Genomic DNA, 20,032 nt, shown 5'->3' with positions numbered 1-20,032 from the left:
TGTAGCAAACTTCTGAGAAGTAACAGAAATTTCGACCTTATGTCCTATTATTTGATGGAAGTCTCAGTGGCGGGACGCCGCGGCCGGGAGAAATCTCGCTGGCGCACAACGGCACGCTGTTCCTCGACGAACTGCCCGAGTTCCAGCGCGGGGTGCTGGAGGCCCTGCGCGAACCGCTCGAAACCGGGCAGATCAACATCGCCCGCGCCGCGCGCCGCGCCGAATTCCCGGCGCGCTTCCAGCTCGTCGCGGCAATGAATCCCTGTCCCTGCGGCTGGCTCGGCCATCCTTCGGCCAAGTGCCGCTGCACGCCCGACCAGGTGGCGCGCTATCGCGGCAAACTGTCGGGGCCGCTGCTCGACCGCATCGACCTGATGCTCGACGTGCCGGCCGTCGCCGAAGCCGATCTGTCCGCGCGCGGCGACGGCGAATCCTCGGCCACGGTGCAGGCCCGCGTCGCGGCGGCGCGCGCCGTGCAGCTCGAACGCCAGGGCAAGCCCAACGCCCTGCTCGGACCCGACGAAGTCGACCGCCACGCGCGGCCCGACGCGGCCGGCGCGCAATTGCTGAAGCAGGCCATGGCGCGCCTCGCGCTCACCGCGCGGGCTTATCATCGCATCCTCAAGGTGGCGCGCAGCATCGCCGACCTGGCCGGTGCGGCACAGATCAATTCGGCGCACGTCGCCGAGGCCATTCACTACCGGCGCGGACTGGCGGATTGATGGGCAAAGTCAAAGGCACCACCGCAGAGGCGCAGAGGCGCGGAGGAAACGCAGAGGAAACAATAATGAAATTCTCTGCGTTGCTTTTCTCCGCGCCTCTGCGCCTCTGCGGTTAAGCTTTTCTCTGGTTCAGGAGACCCTCATGAAATACCGCATCATTCCCGTCACGCCCTTCGAACAGAACTGCACCCTGCTCTGGTGCACCGACACCATGAAAGGCGCCTTCGTCGATCCCGGCGGCGAGATCGAGAAGCTGCTGGCCGCGGCGGCCACGCTCGGCGTCAGCGTCGAAAAAATCCTGCTCACCCACGGCCACATCGACCATGCCGGCGCCGCCGGCGAACTGGCGACGCGCCTGGGCATACCGATCGAAGGCCCGCAGCGCGAAGAAAGCTTCTGGATCGACCAGCTCGTCCTCCAAAGCCGCAGCTTCGGCTTCCCGCCGGCGCAGCCCTTCACGCCGAACCGCTGGCTGGAAGACGGCGACACCGTCACGGTTGGCAAGCAGACCCTGCAGGTGCTGCACACCCCCGGCCACACGCCGGGCCACGTGGTGTTCTTCCACGCGCCCACCAAACTCGCCCTGGTCGGCGACGTGCTGTTCGCCGGATCGATCGGCCGCACCGATTTTCCGCGCGGCGATTACCAGTCGCTGATCGACTCGATCCGGAACAAGCTCTGGCCGCTGGGCGACGATGTCGAATTCATATCCGGCCACGGACCGATGTCGACCTTCGGCCATGAGCGCCGCAGCAACCCCTTCGTTGGAGATGGAGCCTGACATGTCCCACACATTCAAGTTCTTCCGCGCCGGCGGCTTCGACCAGGTGCGCGTCGACACCGCCGCCGACCTGCTGGCGCTCAAGGATCTCGACCAGAAGCTGTGGGTCGCGCTGTCCTGCCCGGTCAAGGGCATCGAGTTCGACGCGCGCACGCTGGCGCTGATCGACACCGACAACGACGGGCACATCCGCGCCCCGGAACTGCTGGCCGCCATCGACTGGGCGGCGGCGCGCCTTGCCGACACCGGCGTGCTGGCGCAGCAGCTCGACGGCGTGCCGCTGGCCGCGATCCGGGATGACGAAACCACCGCGCCGCTGCTGGCCGCCGCGCGCGGACTGCTCGCCGGCGACCAGGCATTGATTTCGGTGTATGCCGCCAGCGCCGCCGAGGCCGAGTACGGCGCCCGCGCGCTGGCCGCCTGGGAAGCCGCCGGCAGCGCGGCAAGGCCGCTGGGCGACGCCACCGATGCGGCCTGCGCCGCCGTCGCCGCCGTCAAGGAAAAGCTCGACGACTTCTTCGTCCGCTGCCGCCTGGCCGCCTTCGACATTCGCGCCGGCGACGCCATGAACGCCTCCGACGACGCGCTGAAATCACTGGGCAACGTCGCGCTGACCACCGAACACGCCGACATCGCCGCCCTGCCGCTGGCAAGAGTCGGCGCTGGCGCCACGGCGCCACTGGGCGCCGGCATCGACTCGGGCGCCAACCCGGCCTGGGCCGCGCGCATCGGCGCGCTGCGCGAAGCCGCCGTGGTGCCGCTGCTCGGCCCGCGCGAAGGCTTGAGCGAATCCGACTGGCTGGCGCTGCAGGACCAGCTCGCGCCCTACGTCGCCTGGCAGGCCGCCAAGCCCGCCGGCCTGCCGGCCGAAGCCGAGGGCGTGCGCGACCTCGAACGCCTGGCGCGCTACGTGCGCGACCTGCTGCCGCTGGCCAACAACTTCGTCGCCTTCCGCGACTTCTACACGCGCCAGGGCAAGGCGACGTTCCAGATCGGCACCCTGTATCTCGACGGCCGCTCGGCCGAGCTCTGCGTCGCGGTCAATGACGCCGCCAAGCATGCCGCGCTGGCCGGCCTCTCGCGCATCTGCCTGGTGTATTGCGACTGCGTGCGAACTGGACAAAACGGCGGCGAAAAGCAGACCATCGCCGCCGCCTTCACCGCCGGCGATTCCGACCAGCTCATGGTCGGCCGCAATGGCGTGTTCTACGACCGCCAGGGACGCGACTGGAACGCCACCATCACCAAACTGGTCGAGCATCCGATCAGCCTGCGCCAGGCCTTCTGGTCGCCCTACAAACGCCTGATGCGCATGATCGGCGAACAACTGCAGAAGATCGCCGCGAGCAAGGCCGCCGCCGTCGAAGGCAAGCTCGGCGAAGCCGCCGTCGGCATCGGTAAAAAGGTCGACGCGCCGCCTGCCGCAAAACCGCCCGCGCAACAAGCCTTCGATGTCGGCAAGTTCGCCGGCATCTTCGCCGCCATCGGCCTCGCAGTCGGCGCCATCGGTACGGCGGCGGCAGCCATGGTCACCGGCCTGCTCGCGCTCAAGTGGTGGCAGATCCCGCTCGCCCTCGGCGGCCTGATGCTGCTGATTTCCGCGCCGGCCATGGTGCTCGCCTGGTTCAAGCTCAGAAGCCGCAACCTAGGCCCGATCCTCGACGCCAACGGCTGGGCGGTGAATGCGCGCGCGCGCATCAACATTCCCTTCGGCACGTCGCTGACGCAGTTGGCGCAACTGCCCGAAGGCGCCGAGCGCGCGCTGACCGACCCGTATGCGGAAAAGGAAAGGCCGTGGAAGGTCTATGCCGCCATCGCCGTCGTGCTGTTCGTCGCGCTGGCGTGGTGGACGCGGTAAGCGCCTAAGGCACGTCCGGCCCGGCGCCCGACTCGGGAGTCGGCTCCGGCGGCAAGGGCTCCAGCAGTTGACGGATGCGCGGTTCGGCGCGCGCGCGCAGCACCGGGTTCTGGCTCAGGACCGTCAGCAGGAATCCGCGATGTTCTTCGATCTGGCGGATCAGGTTCAGGTTCTGTTCTCCGGTCATGGCGTATTCCCCGACATCAGTTTTTGCAGCTCATCGATGTCGATCCGGTCCTTGCCGCGTCCGGTGCCGGTCTTCATCGCGATCAGGTGCGGGATCGACGCAACGGGCACCTGCGCAGTCCCCATCTCGACCATCAACGCGTCCCGACGCAAATCGGCATAGGGCACGACCGGCTTGACCAGCACATCGAGAACGGTCGCCCGCGCCTCGGCACCCCGCAGGCTGAATGCCAGCATGCCTTTCTCGCGATGCCATTGTTCAACCAGCTCGGGACGGGCGAGCGATTCGATGGGCACCGGAATCGTCGGCCGCAATCCGGCATTGCGGGCGGCGGCAATGAAACGTTCCAGGTTGCCTGCGTCCATGGCGAGGACGACATCCACATCCATCGTCACGCGCTGATAGCCCTGCAAGGCGACAGCCAGACCGCCGACCAGCACGAAGTCGATTTTCTTCTCCGCCAGCAGCCTGATCAGGTCATGGATACCCATCGTCAAGGCCTACACTGTTCTCGTTTCCCGATCACGCTCAGGCCGCCGAATCTCTGTTACGGCGTCCTTGCGAAGCTCGATATACAGAGTGTCGGTGTCCTTAAAGTACTTGATGTTCATCGCGCGGCATCCGTGAATTGATTCGCCCAACTTGAGTATCAAGCGTCGCCCACAACTCGTTGCCGGCTCTGGTGCCAGCAATGCAGGATGTGAATTGCGTTGACGCCCTCTTCGTAGATCAGCGTGTAGCGTGTTTTAGGCGCCGGATACTCGCGCGTTCCGGCGACGACTCCGGGTTTACCCATTCGAGGATTCAGTTCGAGAAAACGTCCCGCGCGGTCGATGCGGGTTTTGACGAGGCGCGCGCCCTGCGGGCTGTCTTCGGCAATATGGACAAGGCCGTCGATCAACTCCCGCGCCGCGGTCGCCGACCAGTCAAGCGGCTTGTTGCGACTTGACATGGCCCGACAGGATCGCCGCGGCTTCGCGCATGACCGCCGCGTGCGAGCGCGTGCGCCCGGCCGCAACGTCGGCGCGCCCCGCCTGCACGGCGCGCACCACCCTCTCGGTTTCGGCGAATCCGTCGCGCAGAACGAATTTCAGCATGGCTCTTGGAGTGCGTCCCGCGGCACTTGCCAGCTTTTCAAGGCGGCGCAAGTCGGTTTGACTCAGGCTGGGATCGACGGCGGACATGACTTCTCCTTGATTTCGGTTTCGCTGAAATGCAAGCCTACCCCATCCACCGCCCGTCGTCCAAACGGCGGGCGCGGCCGAGGGCTTCGAGGGCTTTGATGATGTCGGGCAGGCGGGATTTCCAGCGGCCCTTGCCGGTGAAGTGGGCGGCGAGTTGGGTTTCGGTTTGCGCGCTGTTTGCTTCGGAGAGGACGCGAGCGACGGCGGCGAGTTGGTCGGGGAGGGTTTGCGGCCAGGCTTGTTGCGTCGACGCGCGGGCTGGAGCCGGGAGGCTCGTGGCTTCGTCAGATTTTTGATTCCTCCGCCCCGAGCCTCCCGACTCCAGCCCGATGGACGATTGTGCCGCTTGCGGGTTCTGGAATTCGGGGCGCAGCCAGCGGATGTGGCCTTGGGCTTCTTCGGCCTGGCGTTCGGCGTTGAGCGCGACGAGGCGTTCGAGCAGGGTTTGCTCGTCCGCGCATTGGCCAATGAGGTCGTGCCAGCCGTAGGCGTCGAGCACGGCGGCATCGAGTTCGTCGTGCAGTTGCTTGAGCACGGCGACGAGGCCTTTTTCGTGGGTGAGCTTTTCTTTCGCGGTCAGTGCCGTATCGCCAGCGCCGAGTTTTACGAGGACGTTGTAGAGGCCGGTCAGCGTCAGCTCGTCGTGCGCCGCCAGCACGCGCTTGCGATGGGCGTCGATCTGTTCGGCGAGGTCGCGGATGCGGGCCTGTTGCGCGGGCGTGGCGACGGGGAAGGGGAAGGTTTCGAAGCAGCGGGATTTGTTGTAGCGCGGGTCGTTGCCGACGCCGAGCCGCCCGCCAGTCGCCAGCGCCCAAACAACATGCACATTGCTCGACAGCACACCGAGCCAATACGCGTCGTCGAGCGCGATGGCGATCAGCATGTTGTCGGGCGCAATCGCGGCGTCGAGGAACTGGAAGACGCGATGCTTCGCGGTTTCGCCTGTAGCGATGAAGCGCGGCAGGCCTGTCAGCATCTTGCGAAGCTCGGAGCGCGGCTTGCCATGAAGCCACCAGAACTTCGCATAACCCGCGCCATCTGGTGAGTGGGCTTTGGCATCGCGCTCCGGCTTCACTCGTTCCAGAACCCATTGATAAGTCGCCGGCCAGCGGCGGCGCACTTCGTCGACCTCGTGCCCGAACAGGTCAATCAGCTTCACGCCGCGCGGACGATCGGTCAGGTCGCGGCCATTGCGGTAGGGCTTGATCGGCGCGTCGGCTTCGAGCCGTGCCGCTTCCTCGGGCGTGACGATGAAACCCGCGCCATGCAGCTTGAAGCCCGGCGAACTGATGCCGCCGTTCGCGCACAAAGCCTTTGCCGCCGTCACGTCAGCGCCGACTTTCAGATCGGCGTGGATTGTCCCGCTACTCTCGGCCAATTGAACGTCAAGCCCTTCGCCCTTGCCTTCGCGCTCGGCCGTCACGCTGCACAACCTGCCCGCGCCCGCGCCCGCGCCCGGCGCGGCGACGGTCATCGCAATGCGCACCGCCGCGCCGTCGGCGTTGTCCACCCACGGGTGGTCGGGCACGGCAAAGGCCAGATGCAGGCCCTGATCCAGCGCGCCCTGCACCACGCGGCGGTTGAAGGTCTGGCGCAGCGAGTTGGTGGTGATGAAGCCGAAGCGCGAGAGCTTGCCCTGCGCCACGAGTTGCGCGGCGTGGTGCCACCAGAACATGACGAAGTCGGCCGACTCGGGCACCGCCGGCCATGCGCCGCGCAGCGCTTCGACATAGCCGTCGCCGAGCGCCTGGCGCATGGTCGAGGCGCCGATGAAGGGCGGATTGCCGACCACCACGTCGGCGGCCGGCCATTCGGCCTGACGCGGATTGATGTAGCGCATCAGCGGCACGCGCGCGGCCTCATCCGGCACCTGTTCGCCGGTGACGGGATGCGTCTTCAGCGTGCGGCCGTCCCAGCGGCTGACGGCACGGCCCTGCTCGTCGAATACCGGCACGACGTCGTCGCTGGCGAGCACGGCGTCGCGGCATTCGATGTTGCGGAAGTCCTTGAGGATGGGGCTGGGCGGCAGGCCGCTGCCCTGCGTGCGGAAATGCCATTGCAGGTAGCCGATCCACAGCACCAGTTCGGCGATGGCCGCGGCGCGCGGATTGATTTCGAGGCCGAGGAACTGGTGCGGGTCGACGGTGAGGCCCTCGGCTTCGAGCAGGGTCTGGCCGTGGCCGATGTCGTGCAACTGGTTGAGCACTTCGCCTTCGAGGCGCTTGAGGTGTTCCAGCGCGACGTACAAAAAATTGCCGCTGCCGCAGGCCGGGTCGAGTACGCGCAAGGAACACAGCTTGTGGTGGAAGGCGCGCAATTCGGCGACGGCCTCTTTCTGCTTGCCCTCAGTGGCGAGCAGCACGGCGGCGCCCTGCACGTAGGCCCAGGCGCGACGCAGCGGCTCGATGACAGTGGGCTGCACCAGGCGGTCGACGTAGGCGCGCGGCGTGTAGTGCGCGCCCAGCGCGTGACGCTCGTGCACGTCGAGCGCGCGTTCGAGCAGGGTGCCGAAGATGGCCGGCTCGACTTGCGTCCAGTCGGCTTTGGCGGCTTCGAGCAGCAGGGCGATCTGGGCTTTCGTCAGCGGCAATACGTCGGGCGATTTGAACAGCTTGCCGTTGAATTTGGGCAGGGCGGCGCGCACCGCGGTCGAATATTCCGTGCCGGTATCCATGTCGCGCCACAGGCTGCCGAGCAGGGCGGGAACCGCGGCGGGGTTGGCGTCGCATTCGCCGAGCAGCGCGGTGAACTTGCCCTTGGGCAGCAGCCCGACATCCTCGGCGAACATGCTGAACAGGCAGCGGGTGAGGAAGCCGGCGACGGTTTCGGCGGCGTGGCCGGCCGCTTCGAGCGATTTGGCGACTTCGGCCAGGTGCGCGGCAATCTCGCGCGTGACGCGCGCGGCGTGGCGGGTCGGGTCGAGCGAGAGCGGCTCGCGCCAGACGGCGGCAAGGCGCCGGCGGATGGCTTCGTCGCGCAGATCGGCGAGGCGAATGCGGTGGGAGCGCGGATCGGGAAAGGGCACGTAGGTGCCGCCGCTTTGCGAAAACTCGGCGTAGAGCTCGATGACGTTGCCGACATCGACGACGATGACGAAGGGCGGGCGGCCTTCCCCGGCCGGCAGGGCGCGGGCGTAGTTCTCGGCCTGGCTGCGGGCGCGCAGCAGGGCGTCGTCGAAGGCTTTTGCCGTACCGCCAGCGCCGACTTTCTTGGCTTCCAGCACGAAGGCGCCGCGCTTGTAGCAGTCGATGCGACCGGGGCTGCTGCCACCGTCACCGTGGCGGAAGCTGACTGGCCGCTCGAACATGTAGTCCTGCTCGGCGGTGGCATGCGGCGCGTCGACGCCGAGCAGCGCGCAGAGGTCGATGACGAAGCTCTGCGCCGTCGCCAGCTCGGACGCGGCGACACCCTGCCAGCGGGCGATGAAGGCATCGACGGGGCCGGTCATCGGGCCGGGCACAAGGCCACCATCGGAAACGCTTCGGCGCGCTTCGCCTTGCTGGCGAAATCCTTGTCGAACGACATCAGCGTGGCCGTGGCGGGCGAGAGGCCCAGATGCAGCGCGTCCGCGAAGTCCAATCCCCGCTCGAACCATTGCACGGCGCGATACAGCGCGGCTTCGTTCGGCAGTCGCATATTGGGCAGCCCCAGCACATGGCGCAACGCGACGGCGATCTCGGCGCGGGAACAATCACTGCACTCCAGCACCCAGACCAGTTCGAGGACGATGGTGGGAGTCACGGTGATTTGCGATGAAGTTTCCAGCAGGCGCGCGACGCGCCTTGCCTGCCCGACATCGTCGTTAAGCAGGTAGCGCAGCAGCAGGTTGGTGTCGAGGACAATCACGGCCGCATCACCTTGCCGCGTTCTTCCGCTTCAGCATTTCGCCTATGGCCTCTTTGATCTCCGTTTGCGCGGGAGCCTTGCGCCCCTGCTTCGCCAGCAGGCCGAGGCCCGCCGTGATCTCGGTGCGGGGAAAGCGCTGCTCGGCCTGGCGCAAACGAATCTCGTCGCCCTCGGCAAAAATCGCCAGCTCGCTGCCGGCTTCGATATGAAACGCCGCTCGCAACCGCTGGGGAATGACGATCTGGCCCTTGCTCGATACCCGCACGATGGTCATGGCAACTCCATAAGTAAGACTAGGTAAGACGAATCATAGCAGTTCCGGGAAAGGCGATCCATCCGAGTATTCCAGGGTGCGGCGGCACACTGCGCATAAAACGCGCCGAACTTCATGCCAAGACGATCGGTGTTCATGGCGACCCCCCCCCCCTTCGAATGATCATGGCTTCAGGGTAAGCGCGCCGGCGGCTCATGGGATGCGCCCGGCCGCCGTGTCGCCGGCGCCGACTTTTCCGTTCCCCGCAAGTCGCGCCGTGGCGCTGTGGCACAATGGATCGCGTCCGCCGGGCTGCCGACGCGAACAGAACCAAGAACACCATGACCGTCCGCAATCTCGAATTCCTCTTTCGTCCGAAATCGGTCGCGGTTGTTTCCGAGCCCGACGAACCGGGCCGCTATGCCGAGGTGGTGCTGCGCAACCTGGCGGCCGGCGGCTTCTCCGGACCGATCATTTCCGTTGCCGCAAAGAAGCGCTCGCTGTTCGGCATCGGCACGCATATCCACATCGACGAACTGGAGGTGGTGCCGGACCTGGCGATCATCTGCGCGCCGCTGCGCGATGCGCCGAAGATCATCGCCAAGCTGGGCGCCCGCGGCACGCGCGCGGTGATCCTCGGCCCGTCGCGGCGAATCCGCATGACCGGCGACGAACTCGCCGAGGTGCGCCGCGCCATCCTCGATGCGGCGAAGCCCTTCTTGATGCGCGTGCTGGGGCCGGGCAGCGGCGGCCTGGCCGTTCCGTCACACGGCCTCAATGCCAGCGTGGCCACCGTCGCCGCGGTGCCGGGCAAGATCGCGCTGGTGACGCAATCGACGGCGGTCGCCGCCGCCGTGCTGGAGCGCGCCGGCAGCAAGGGCATCGGCTTTTCGTCGGTGCTGCACCTGGGCTCCGGCGTCGATGTCGACCTGGCCGACACGCTCGACTGGCTGGCGGCGGACCCGGATACCGAGGCGATCCTGGTGCAGTTCCATTCCATTGCGGCGGGCCGCAAGTTCATGTCGGCGGCGCGCGCGGCGGCGCGCAACAAACCGGTGGTGGCGATTCGCGGCGCGCGGGCCGAGGCCGGGCCCGCCGGCAAGCGGCCATTCACCACCGACGATGTCTATGAAGCGGCGCTGCGGCGCGCCGGCTGGGTTCGCATCGACACCCTGGAGGACTTGTTCGACGCCGCCGAGGCGCTGGCGCGGGTGCGGCCGATGCACGGCGAGCGCCTCTGCATCATCGCCAACGGCCATGGCCTCGGGCGCATTGCCGCCGATACGCTGCTGCGTTCCGGCGGCAAGCTCGCCACGCTGTCGGACGAGACCGTGAAGCGGCTCGGCAAGCTGCTGAAGACGGCCTCGCCGCCGGGCAATCCGCTGGCGCTGCCGGAGGACATCGCGCCGGAAAACTGGGCCGCCGCGCTGTCGGCGGTGCTCGCCGACAGCGAAACGGACGCGGTGCTGACGGTCTGTTCGCCCTCGCCCTTCACGCCGGGCGCCGAGGTGGCGAAGGCTATCGGCGAGGTGGCGCGGGATGCGGAGCGCAATGTGTTCACCTGCTGGGTCGGCGGCGCCGCGATGCTCGAAGCGCAACGCATCGCCGCGGCGCACGGCTTGCTGAGCCATGACACGCCGGAAAAAGCCATCGCGATCTTTCAGGGCATCGTCAATTACGAACGCAACCGCGAACTGCTGGTCCAGATGCCGCCCTCGGTGGCCGAGGACTTCACCCCGAACCTTGCGGCCGCGCGCGGCGTGATCGCCGAAGCCATCGATGGCGGGGCCGGCATGCTCTCGCCGCGCCAGGCCCGCCAGCTGCTTCAGGCCTACGGCATTGCCGCCGCCGGCACCCACCTGGATGCCAGCATCAAGGCCGCCATCTGGACCGCGGACGAGATCGGCTACCCGGTGGATCTGACGCTGGTGCTGGCCAATGCCGCGGGCCCCGATCCCGTGGCGACGGGGCTGCGCTCGGCGGGGGATATCCACTTTGCCGTGCGCCAGCTGCGCGCCAACGCCCGCCTGGCGAATCCGGCGGCGCGGGTCGGCGGCTACCGCCTGCGGCCCAGCGCCGCGCGCAGCGGCGCGCCGGCATGCCGCTTCGGCGTCGCCGACGATGCGGTGTTCGGGCCGGTGATCTTCCTCGGTCCGGCGGCGCAGGAGGGAAGCACGATGGAAAGCTGCGTCACGGCGCTGCCGCCGCTCAACCTGACGCTGGCGAAGGACATGCTCGGCCGCTGCCGGTTTCTGGAAAAGGGCCCGCCCAAGGTCCGCGGCACGCTGGCATCCCGCGCCGCCACGGCACTGGTGCGACTGTCGCAGCTGCTCACGGACATCGACGAAGTGGCCGGCGTGGAACTCGATCCGGTCCATGTCGAGACTTCGGGCGTGGTGGTGCTCGATGCTCGCATCCGCATCGAAAAGCGTGGGCGCAGGCTGGGCTTCCGCCGCTTTGCGATCCGGCCCTACCCGAAGGAGCTGGAACAGCGCCTGGTCTGGGAGGGGCAGCCGCTGCTGATCCGGCCGATCCGGCCCGAGGATGAAACCACCCTCGGCGATCTCATCGGCTCGCTCGATCCCGAGGATGCGCGCATGCGTTTTTTCGGCACCATGCGCAGCCTGCCGCGTTCGCAACTGGCGCGCTTCACCCAGATCGACTACGACCGCGAGATGGCGCTGGTGGCCATCGTGAAGGACCGCGACGGCGTCGAACGCTCGCTGGGCGAGGTGCGCGCGGTGACCGATCCGGACAACACGGTGGCCGACTTCGCCATCGTGGTGCGCTCCGACATCAAGGGCAAGGGGCTCGGGCGACGGCTGCTCGCCAGCATCATCGACTACTCGCGCAGCCGCGGCACCGTCGAGCTGCGCGGCGAAACCATGTCGGGCAACCTGCGCATGCAGCACCTGGCCCGCGACCTCGGCTTCGAGCTGAAAACCGGCGAGGACCTCGGCACGATTGCGCTGCGCCTGCGGCTGCGCGAACCGGAACGCGAGGGTTCAACCGCGGTGGAAGCGGTTCGTGTGCGGCGGCAGAAACCGGCGGTCGGCCTTGGCAAGGCGGGCGGGAGGAAACGCGGCGGCGAAAAATAACCGCGGCGGCGCAGCGGGAAGGCCGTCACTTCTTGTGCGCAACCACCCGAAGGTAGGACTTGAGGCTTTTGACGCCGCTGACTTCGCGCACTTTCACTTGCGCCAGCGATGCCTCCCGAGCGGATTGCGCGACCCCCATCAGGACGACATGCCCGCCCGTCGCGCACCAGCGCATGTTGACCGAGGAAACCCCCGAGGCAGCGGTCAGGGCGGCATTGATCTGCGCTTCGAGCGCGGTATCCCTGGCCAGGCTGCCGACGTTGCCCACCATCAGTTCGTTGGCAAGCGATTTGATGCGGCGGTCCTTGCGCAGCAGTTCCTCGACGCGTTTTTTGACGTCCGCCGTCTTGACCGCGCCGGCGAGCACGACATGGCGCTGAAAGACCAGCACCGTAACGCCGGCCCATTCGGCGCCCTTGTCTTCAAGCAGCTGTTTTGACGCCGCTGCGCCGATTTCGGCATCCGCGGCAACCTCGCCCTTGCTGCGCGCGTCCATGCTGGTCGAAACCACCCGCCCCAGCGCGCTGAAGGGATTGACCTGCGCCACGACTGGCGGTCCGGCAAGCAACAGCAGGACGATTGCGGTCCGGAGAACACCGGAGCAGAATAAGCTGATAGGCGGTAGATGTCGCATCGCGCACCCTTTCGGCATTCGGGCAATCGGGATTGCCGATCATAAGCCGATCGGCCCAGGCGCGTCATCTTGCACAACAGGAGCCCAATCATGAACCGACTGATCGGCCTGCTTGTTCCAGCCCTCCTCGCCGGAGCTTCCGCCCCCGCGCTGGCGGGCGGCATGTCGAACCAGCTGCTGCTGTCCTCGGTCTGGTGCAGTTTCTCCTACAACCAGATTTCCGGGACGACCCGGACCACGCGGGCAAAATTCCATGCCAACGGAACCTACGCCTTCGGCAACCAGCGCGAAAGCCTGTCCAGCGGGCAATACGGCTCCGTTTATGGACAGGGCGGCGGCGGCGGCGGCGGACGCTGGCAGGTGAAGGGCGGCGAACTGTACATGGGCGAAGGCGACGGCCCACTGGAGCCGGTGCAGACCGTGTTGAAGCGCAATTCGAAGGGCTACCCGATCATCGTCGCCGACGGTGTCGAATACATGCAATGCGGGTAGGCGTTTGCGGTTTGCCCTATGGTAAGAGAGGGACTATGATTGCTGTACGAGCTTCGGCTTGAAGGTGTTCCCATGGCAACCATCTCATCACTTTCCGGCGCACAGTCAGCGGCCCAGTCGGGCTTGCGACAGTTGCGTCTGCAGCAGGCGAAAAGGGATGCGGAACAGGCGGAGCAGATAGCCCGCGCCTTGCAGGCCCAGGCCCAGAGCGCCCAGCAGCATGCCACCGAGGCCATGGAACGTGCGCGGGCGATCACATCCCAATCCGATCAGGCGCAAGCCACTGCCGGGCAGGCACGTCAGGGTCTGGCGGCGGTGAGTACCGTTGTCCGGATGCAAAACCAGCTGTCGGGGGTCGTGACCCAGGTCACGGAGCGGATGGCACCTCCAAAACCCGCCCCGGCAACCAAAAGTTCACCGACCCCGGTAGTCAATACCGAAGGGCAGGTTACGGGTGCAGTTGTCAACACCACTGCCTAGAACACTTCAACAGGAGGCTATGATGGCCATCAACTCAGTGAGTTCCGCAACCAGCGCCTTGACGCAGGCAACCCAGCAGCCCAAGCCGCAGGCGTCACAGAACCAGAAGGCCGAAGTCGCCATGGCTACCGATGAAGCAACCAAAGCCCGCCAGGCACAGCAGCAGCAGGCGAACAAACCCGAGCAGCCAAAGCCCGTGGTGAACGCCCAGGGGCAGACAACCGGACGGGTAGTCAACGAAACTGCCTGAATCCCGCGCCGCACAGGAGTATTGGCAGAAATTACCGTTGTGCCTGGAAACCGAACATGAAAAACACCAACCTCATTGTGGCCGGCGCGGCGGTTCTTTCGCTCCTGGCCTTCACCAATTGCCGGGCTGAAGAGCCCGCCAAGCAAAGCGCCTCTTCCAGGCAGGCATCGAAAGCGCGCGACTACGCCACTCGCCAGGACAAGGAAGGTCCGCCCGATGTCGCCGCCGCCTCAAGCAGCAGTGCGGCGGGGCAAAAGGAGGGCGACAAGACGCCGGTGCTGGATACCCAGGCCATCGACAAGGCCGCCAAGGACACGGGCGACAGCTGGAAGAAGATGGACAAGCTGCTCGACCGCTTCTAGGAACTTATGAATAAATCTACTGCGCGTGCCGGATCGGGGCTTGGGCGGTACTCGCTATCCTCACGTATAAAACATACGTTCCGGTAGCTGCGCTCCGGCCGCACCCCGCTGCGGCCCGCTCGCTACGATTTCTTCACAAGTTCTGACTCGCTGCAACAAACACCCGAGAGTCTCCGTCAGGCTTTGCGGCCGGCGGCGGGAACGCCGGTATGCATGTGAATCTGCCCGACGAAAACCATTGCCATCAGCGTGGCGGCGATGGCCAGATAACCGACCCGGTCATAACCGACGATGCGCCCCGCGGCGTCGGCGCTGATCATCGCGCCGCCGAGCCAGGACGCTCCCCCGGACGCCAGTTGCTGCACGGCGCCGTTCATCGAGAGGAAGGTGCCGCGCAGGCGTGGTTGCACGGCTGAAGTGACGACGGCCATCGCCGGCACCATGCGTCCCGGCACGAAAATGAAAAACGCCGTCGAACAAACGATCATGAGCCACAGCGGCACGGGCCCGAGATGGGTCTGGATCAGCAGCGGCACCATCGAGCACAGCGCCATCCAGCGGTAGACGCGGATCTTGCCGTGGGCATCGGCCAGTCGACCGACCAGCCGCGAGGTGAAAAATGTCGCGCAGCCGCCGACCAGATAAATCAGCGGAATGTCTTCCTGCCGAATGCCGACGTTGGCGGTGACGTAGATGGTGATGTAGGGAATCACCGAAAAGCCGGAGAACATGATCAGGGCCATGAACAGCAGCGCCCGCAGATGGTTGGCGTCGCGCAGCACTGCAATCATGGCCGAGAGCGGATGCGCGCGCTCGGTTTCGCTGACGGTGGCGCCGGGCAGATGTCCACGCAATGCCGGCAGCATCTTCCAGCCGAGCAGCAAAAAAGCACAGGACAGCGCGGCAATGAAGAAGAACGGAAAGCGCCAGCCGAAATGGTTGGCCAGATACAGCGACAGCGGCACGCCGGCCACGGTCGACAAGGAAAACGCCGACATGATGGTGCCGCTGGCGCGGCCGCGCCGCTCGAAGGGAATCAGGTCGCCGACCATGGTCTGCACCATCGAGCCGAGCACGCCGCCAAACGCGCCCGCCGTTCCGCGCGCCGCGAGCAGGGTCCAGTAGCCGGGTGCCAGCCCGCAGGCCAGCGTCGCCACGGCGAACAGGCCGAACATCGTCAGCAGCAAACGCTTGCGCTCGAAGCGGTCGACGAACATCGCCGCCAGCAGGCCGGTGAATGCCGCCGAGAAGGTGTAGGAAGACACCAGCAGGCCGAACTCGTGGGTGCCGACGCCGAGTTCCCGCATCAGGATCGGGCCCAGCGGCATCATGATCATGAAATCGAGGATGTGGGCGAACTGGATTCCCGCCAGCGTCACCAGCAAGATGCGTTCGCGCCCTGGATCGAGGGGTTCTGGAGAGGGCGGATGATTCATGGCGGGCGGGAGCGAAAGTGGAACGGGTTGCAGGACAAGGTGATTGCTCAATCCCTTTATACCTGCAGAAAGCCGATTCCGGGGAATGCCTGCATGCCATTACCGCCCACGCCTCTGCCGAAGGCAAGGTCCGCTGGCCCGATCAGCGTTCCTGGCAGGCTGATTCGAAGAGTCGGCGATGGCGACACGGCAATATTCCTTTCGCCATGAGCGCCCATCGTGAATAATGCCCGCACCGGCACAGCCGGCACTCAGCTACCCATGCCGACCGACGTTTCCTTCATCGCCATCCATCGCGCCGCGCCGCCCAAGCCGGCGTTCGGCGCGTCCTGCAACGGTTGCGGTGTGTGCTGCGCAGCCCGGCCGTGCCCGGTCAGCCACCTGCTGCTTGGCCACCGCACGGGGGCCTGTCCCGCCCTGCAATGGGACGAGGCGGAGCGCCGCTACCGCTGCGGCATGGCCGTCGCTCCAGCGAGCTTCCTGCGCTGGCTGCCGCCAGGATGGAACGCATTCTGCGGCCGCCGCTTCGCGCGCTGGATCGCCGCCGGGCAAGGCTGCGACTCGGATATCGAAACGCTGTAGCCGCAGTCCCGGATCACGGCGGCAAGAACCTGCGGCATTTCGTCGCAGCAACGGCAACGGCGCCCGCGGGCGCCGTTGTCGCTTGCGGGAAAGCCGGGATCAGTGTTTGTGCTGGCTGTGGTCCATCTTCGGCGCGGCGGCGGCCAGCGGCTTGACTGGCGCCTTGACCTCGATGGTGCTGCGCTTCTTGTCCTTGCCTTCGACCACAAGGGTCATCGGCACGGTTTCGCCTTCCTTCATCTGCTGCTTCAGGTCCATCAGCATGACGTGATAGCCCCCCGACTTGAGTTCGACGGTCTTGCCGGCGGGAAGGTCAAGGCCGTTGGGCAGGGCGCGCATCCTCATGACGTCCTTTTCCATCGCCATCTCGTGGATCTCGACCACGCCCGCGACCGGCGACTTGGCTTCGACCAGGCGTGCATCCTGCGCCGAGGTGATCTGCATGAAGGCACCGGTGGCTTTTTGCTGCGCCACGGTGGCGCGCACCCAGGGGTCCTTGACCGTGACCTGGGCGTGGGCGGGCAATACAACTGCGGCGGAAACGAGTGCCGCCAAAGCGGCGACGCGGATGGTGCGATTCATGAATACTCCTTGCGATGGAAATAGTCCCGCGACAGTGCGGGAAGACCTGACGACAGCGGGTGGGCGGTTCGAAGCATGGGCCGCGTATACTAATGCACACCGCCCTCGCGTAGTATTGGGACCGACCCAACTCACGTTCCGAAGACCATGATCGCCGGTACCCTGTTCATCGTTGCGGCGCCCTCCGGCGCCGGCAAGACCACGCTGGTCGGACGCCTCATGGCGGAAGACCCGCACGTCCAGCACTCGATCTCCTATACCACCCGCGCGCCGCGCGCCGGCGAGCAGAACGGCCGCGAATACCACTTCATCGACGTGCAGCAGTTTCTGGCCATGCGCGAACGCGGCGAGTTCGCCGAGTGGGCCGAAGTGCATGACAATTTCTACGGCACCTCGCGCGTCTGGCTCGAACAGCGCATGAAGGAAGGCTGCGACATGCTGCTGGAGATCGACTGGCAGGGCGCACAGCAGATGCGCCGCCAGTTGCCCGAGGCGGTGAGCATTTTCATCCTGCCGCCCTCGATCGCGGAACTGGAACGCCGTCTGCGCAAGCGCGGCTCGGATAGTGAAGATGTCATCGCGCGGCGGGTAGCCGGCGCCCTGGGTGAAATGCGCCACGTGCATGAGTTCGATTTTGTTATAATCAACAATGACTTGGATGTGGCGCTCGGCGAGCTCAAAGCCGCCGTGCGTGCTTCGCGTCTGCGTTTCGCACGTCAGCGGGCCCGTCATCCCGACGTATTCCGCTTTCTTGATCAGGACTGAACCCCATGGCTCGTGTCACCATTGATGATTGCATCAAACTCATTCCCAACCGCTTTCAGCTCACCCTGGCGGCAACTTATCGTGCCCGCCAGCTCACGCTCGGCAGCACGCCGCAAGTAGACCCGGGGCGCGACAAGCCGACGGTGATTGCCCTCCGCGAAATCGCCGGCGGCAAGGTGGGCATCGAAATCCTCAACCGCAGCAACACGTAAGCATCATGCGGACGGGGTGAACCGTGACGACGCCGTCTGTGTCACCCCCCGCCCCTGCTGCCGGCGCCCCTGCCGCGCCGGCTGAACCCGACGCAGCGCTTGCCGCCGCCGACGAGTCGCCGCTGATCTCGGCGGACATGCACCCGCCGGTCGATCTCGCCGAAGACCTGGAACGCTTCAACGCCCGGCTCGCAACCTACCTCAAGCCTGAAGAGATCACCCGCGTCGGTTCCGCCTACGTGTTTGCCGATGCCGCGCACCGAGGCCAGATGCGCCTTTCCGGCGCGCCCTATATTTCGCATCCGCTGGCGGTGGCCGAAACGCTGGCCGGCTGGCATCTCGACGCCCACGCCCTGATGGCGGCGCTGCTGCATGACGTGATGGAAGACACGTCGATCACCAAGGACCAGATTGCCGAGCGCTTCGGCAAGGTCGCGGCCGAACTGGTCGATGGCGTCTCAAAACTGGATCGGATCGAGCACCAAAGCTTCGAGGAAGCCCAGGCCGAAAACTTCCGCAAGATGCTGCTGGCCATGGCGCGCGACGTGCGCGTGATCCTGATCAAGCTGGCCGATCGCCTGCACAACATGCGCACGCTCGACGTCATGCGGCCCGAAAAACGGCGGCGGATCGCGCGCGAAACGCTGGACATTTACGCGCCGATCGCCAACCGGCTCGGCCTCAACGCGCTCTACCGGGAATTGCAGGAGATGGCTTTCCGCCATGCCCACCCGCTGCGCTACCGCGTACTGTCCAAGGCCGTGAAAGGCGCGCGCGGCAACCGGCGCGAGGTGGTCAGCAAAATCCTCGAAGCCATTCGCAAGACGCTGCCCGAGGCCGGCATCGATGCCGAGGTGATGGGCCGCGAAAAACATCTCTACGGCATTTATCGCAAGATGCGCGACAAGCACCTCTCCTTTTCGCAGGTGCTCGACATCTACGGTTTCCGCATCATCGTCAAGGATCGCCCCACCTGCTACCTGGCGCTCGGCGCGCTGCATGCGCTGTACCAGCCAGTGCCGGGCAAGTTCAAGGATTACATCGCCATCCCCAAGGCGAACGGCTACCAGTCGCTGCACACGACCCTGATCGGTCCCTTCGGCACGCCGGTGGAAATCCAGATTCGCGACCCGCACATGCACCATGTCGCCGAATCCGGCGTCGCCTCGCACTGGTTGTACAAGGACGAATCGGCGCTCGACCAGTTGCAGCAGAAAACCCACAAGTGGCTGCAATCGCTGGTCGAACTGCAATCCACCACGGGCGATTCCTCGGAGTTCCTCGAACACGTCAAGGTCGACCTGTTCCCCAGCGAGGTCTACGTGTTCAGCCCCAAGGGCAAGATCTTCGCCCTGCCGCGCGGCTCGACGCCGGTGGACATGGCCTACGCCGTGCATACCGACATCGGCGACCGCTGCGTGGCCTGCCGCGTCAATTTCGAGACCATGCCCTTGCGCACCGAATTGCGCAACGGCGACCGCGTCGAGATCATCACCGCGCCGAATGCCGCGCCCAATCCAGCCTGGCTCGGCTACGTCAAAAGCGCGCGGGCGCGCTCCAAGATCCGCCATTTTCTCAACACGCAGCAGCATGAAGAGTCCGCCGCGCTCGGCGAACGCCTGCTGTCGCACGCCTTGCGCGATCTGGGCCTGGCCCTGGCCAAGCTTCCGGCCCAGGCCTGGGACCGCTTCAAGCGCGCCTCGGGCGCCCGCTCGCAACGCGCCGTGCTGGCGGACATCGGCCTCGGCAAGCGCCTGCCGGCAATTGTCGCAAGACGACTGGCCGAGGGCGCCGAGGACGCCGTTGCGGGCATCGCAACCGAAAACCGGCCGCATCAGGCGATCCTGATCCATGGCGCGGAAGGCGTCGCGGTCAAGCTCGGCAACTGCTGCCGGCCGATTCCCGGCGACCCTATCGTCGGACTCATCCGCAAGGGCCAGGGGCTGGTGGTGCACACGCACGACTGCACCGCCATCACCAAGCTGCGCAGCGAGCGCGGCAACTGGGTCGATGTCGAATGGGAATCAGGCATCACCGGCATGTTCGAGGCGAGCATTCGCGTCGTCGCCAAGAATGTGCGCGGCGTGCTGGCGCGGCTTGCGTCCGGCATCGCCGAAGCCGACTCCAACATCGTCAATATCAGCATGGATGAAGACCACGGCGAGGCCACCACCCTGTTCTTCACGCTGCAGGTGACCGACCGCAGCCATCTCGCCCGCATCCTGCGCACCCTGCGCCGCGTACCCGAAGTGGTGCGCATCACCCGTTACGTCGATCCGAAACAACACTAGACTGGAAAGGAAACCTG

At 66.1% G+C, this 20,032-nt stretch carries 21 protein-coding genes and 1 pseudogene; 12 read left to right on the top strand and 10 right to left on the bottom strand.

Features of this window, described 5'->3' with window-relative positions; genetic code table 11:
* Positions 1-68: 68 nt before the first annotated feature.
* The 3 genes and pseudogenes from SUTH_RS02330 to SUTH_RS02320 form a co-directional block, all read left to right on the top strand.
* Positions 69-722: pseudogene (locus SUTH_RS02330) on the top strand (ATP-binding protein); the annotation flags it as partial.
* A gap of 142 nt (positions 723-864) precedes the next feature.
* Positions 865-1,503, top strand: a complete 639-nt coding sequence (locus tag SUTH_RS02325) for an MBL fold metallo-hydrolase (RefSeq protein WP_041096799.1) — start codon at positions 865-867, stop codon at positions 1,501-1,503.
* Between the two features lies 1 nt (position 1,504).
* Positions 1,505-3,361, top strand: coding sequence for a hypothetical protein (locus SUTH_RS02320; protein ID WP_197539634.1), 1,857 nt, complete (start codon positions 1,505-1,507; stop codon positions 3,359-3,361).
* 4 nt (positions 3,362-3,365) lie between these two features.
* Here the strand turns inward: SUTH_RS02320 and SUTH_RS02315 are convergent, their stop codons facing one another.
* The 7 genes from SUTH_RS02315 to SUTH_RS02285 form a co-directional block, all read right to left on the bottom strand.
* Positions 3,366-3,548 (bottom strand): hypothetical protein, encoded by a 183-nt coding sequence (locus tag SUTH_RS02315; protein ID WP_041096795.1) that lies wholly within the window; start codon positions 3,546-3,548, stop codon positions 3,366-3,368.
* Entirely contained in the window at positions 3,545-4,039 is a 495-nt protein-coding gene (locus tag SUTH_RS02310; RefSeq protein WP_041096793.1) for a nucleotidyl transferase AbiEii/AbiGii toxin family protein, read from the bottom strand. Before SUTH_RS02310 ends, SUTH_RS02315 begins: the two co-directional genes overlap by 4 nt.
* Before the next feature lie 158 nt (positions 4,040-4,197).
* Positions 4,198-4,500: a type II toxin-antitoxin system RelE/ParE family toxin gene (locus SUTH_RS02305; RefSeq protein WP_052473092.1), complete on the bottom strand. Its 303-nt coding sequence runs from the start codon at positions 4,498-4,500 to the stop codon at positions 4,198-4,200.
* Positions 4,475-4,732, bottom strand: a complete 258-nt coding sequence (locus SUTH_RS02300; protein ID WP_041096791.1) for a hypothetical protein — start codon at positions 4,730-4,732, stop codon at positions 4,475-4,477. The genes SUTH_RS02305 and SUTH_RS02300 overlap by 26 nt, the downstream gene beginning before the upstream one ends.
* A 37-nt stretch (positions 4,733-4,769) precedes the next feature.
* On the bottom strand, positions 4,770-8,180 hold the full coding sequence (locus tag SUTH_RS02295; RefSeq protein WP_041096789.1) for a class I SAM-dependent DNA methyltransferase: 3,411 nt from the start codon (positions 8,178-8,180) through the stop codon (positions 4,770-4,772).
* The gene (locus tag SUTH_RS02290; protein WP_041096787.1) at positions 8,177-8,578 is read right to left on the bottom strand and encodes a type II toxin-antitoxin system VapC family toxin; all 402 of its coding nucleotides are present in this window, start codon (positions 8,576-8,578) and stop codon (positions 8,177-8,179) included. The genes SUTH_RS02295 and SUTH_RS02290 overlap by 4 nt, the downstream gene beginning before the upstream one ends.
* A 7-nt stretch (positions 8,579-8,585) precedes the next feature.
* Positions 8,586-8,852, bottom strand: coding sequence for an AbrB/MazE/SpoVT family DNA-binding domain-containing protein (locus SUTH_RS02285; RefSeq protein WP_041096785.1), 267 nt, complete (start codon positions 8,850-8,852; stop codon positions 8,586-8,588).
* Positions 8,853-9,172: 320 nt separating this feature from the next.
* On the opposite strand from SUTH_RS02285, the gene SUTH_RS02280 reads away from it, so the two are divergent.
* Positions 9,173-11,929 (top strand): bifunctional acetate--CoA ligase family protein/GNAT family N-acetyltransferase, encoded by a 2,757-nt coding sequence (locus tag SUTH_RS02280; RefSeq protein ID WP_171817296.1) that lies wholly within the window; start codon positions 9,173-9,175, stop codon positions 11,927-11,929.
* Positions 11,930-11,954: 25 nt separating this feature from the next.
* On the opposite strand, the gene SUTH_RS02275 is transcribed toward SUTH_RS02280, so the two are convergent.
* Positions 11,955-12,476, bottom strand: a complete 522-nt coding sequence (locus SUTH_RS02275; protein WP_041096784.1) for a BON domain-containing protein — start codon at positions 12,474-12,476, stop codon at positions 11,955-11,957.
* 177 nt (positions 12,477-12,653) lie between these two features.
* Here SUTH_RS02275 and SUTH_RS02270 point away from each other — a divergent pair, with 177 nt between their 5' ends.
* The 4 genes from SUTH_RS02270 to SUTH_RS02255 all read left to right on the top strand — a co-directional run bounded on the left by SUTH_RS02270 (position 12,654) and on the right by SUTH_RS02255 (position 14,147).
* Positions 12,654-13,055: a hypothetical protein gene (locus SUTH_RS02270; protein ID WP_041096782.1), complete on the top strand. Its 402-nt coding sequence runs from the start codon at positions 12,654-12,656 to the stop codon at positions 13,053-13,055.
* Positions 13,056-13,127: 72 nt separating this feature from the next.
* Positions 13,128-13,535, top strand: coding sequence for a hypothetical protein (locus tag SUTH_RS02265; RefSeq protein WP_041096780.1), 408 nt, complete (start codon positions 13,128-13,130; stop codon positions 13,533-13,535).
* Positions 13,536-13,557: 22 nt separating this feature from the next.
* A complete protein-coding gene (locus tag SUTH_RS02260) occupies positions 13,558-13,785 on the top strand; it encodes a hypothetical protein (RefSeq protein ID WP_148312826.1) in 228 nt (75 codons plus the stop codon).
* Between the two features lie 56 nt (positions 13,786-13,841).
* Positions 13,842-14,147 (top strand): hypothetical protein, encoded by a 306-nt coding sequence (locus SUTH_RS02255; protein WP_041096776.1) that lies wholly within the window; start codon positions 13,842-13,844, stop codon positions 14,145-14,147.
* Between the two features lie 176 nt (positions 14,148-14,323).
* Here SUTH_RS02255 and SUTH_RS02250 read toward each other — a convergent pair whose 3' ends face one another.
* Positions 14,324-15,583 (bottom strand): MFS transporter, encoded by a 1,260-nt coding sequence (locus SUTH_RS02250; protein WP_041096774.1) that lies wholly within the window; start codon positions 15,581-15,583, stop codon positions 14,324-14,326.
* A 219-nt stretch (positions 15,584-15,802) separates the two neighbouring features.
* Here SUTH_RS02250 and SUTH_RS02245 point away from each other — a divergent pair, with 219 nt between their 5' ends.
* On the top strand, positions 15,803-16,165 hold the full coding sequence (locus tag SUTH_RS02245) for a hypothetical protein (protein ID WP_231851086.1): 363 nt from the start codon (positions 15,803-15,805) through the stop codon (positions 16,163-16,165).
* A gap of 99 nt (positions 16,166-16,264) precedes the next feature.
* Here the strand turns inward: SUTH_RS02245 and SUTH_RS02240 are convergent, their stop codons facing one another.
* Positions 16,265-16,747 carry a copper chaperone PCu(A)C gene (locus tag SUTH_RS02240; RefSeq protein WP_041096770.1) on the bottom strand — a complete coding sequence of 161 codons (483 nt, stop codon included), beginning with the start codon at positions 16,745-16,747 and terminating at the stop codon, positions 16,265-16,267.
* Positions 16,748-16,894: 147 nt separating this feature from the next.
* Here SUTH_RS02240 and gmk point away from each other — a divergent pair, with 147 nt between their 5' ends.
* From gmk to SUTH_RS02225, 3 genes are all read left to right on the top strand, one after another.
* Complete coding sequence (gene gmk / locus SUTH_RS02235) at positions 16,895-17,512, top strand: guanylate kinase (RefSeq protein ID WP_197539633.1); 618 nt, start codon at positions 16,895-16,897, stop codon at positions 17,510-17,512.
* Between the two features lie 5 nt (positions 17,513-17,517).
* Complete coding sequence (gene rpoZ / locus SUTH_RS02230) at positions 17,518-17,724, top strand: DNA-directed RNA polymerase subunit omega (protein WP_041096768.1); 207 nt, start codon at positions 17,518-17,520, stop codon at positions 17,722-17,724.
* Between the two features lie 137 nt (positions 17,725-17,861).
* Positions 17,862-20,015, top strand: coding sequence for a RelA/SpoT family protein (locus SUTH_RS02225; protein ID WP_052473794.1), 2,154 nt, complete (start codon positions 17,862-17,864; stop codon positions 20,013-20,015).
* The last annotated feature ends 17 nt before the right edge of the window (positions 20,016-20,032 follow it).

Source organism: Sulfuritalea hydrogenivorans sk43H, assembly GCF_000828635.1.
Classification (GTDB): domain Bacteria; phylum Pseudomonadota; class Gammaproteobacteria; order Burkholderiales; family Rhodocyclaceae; genus Sulfuritalea; species Sulfuritalea hydrogenivorans.
This window is presented reverse-complemented; position numbering and strand designations above follow the sequence as displayed.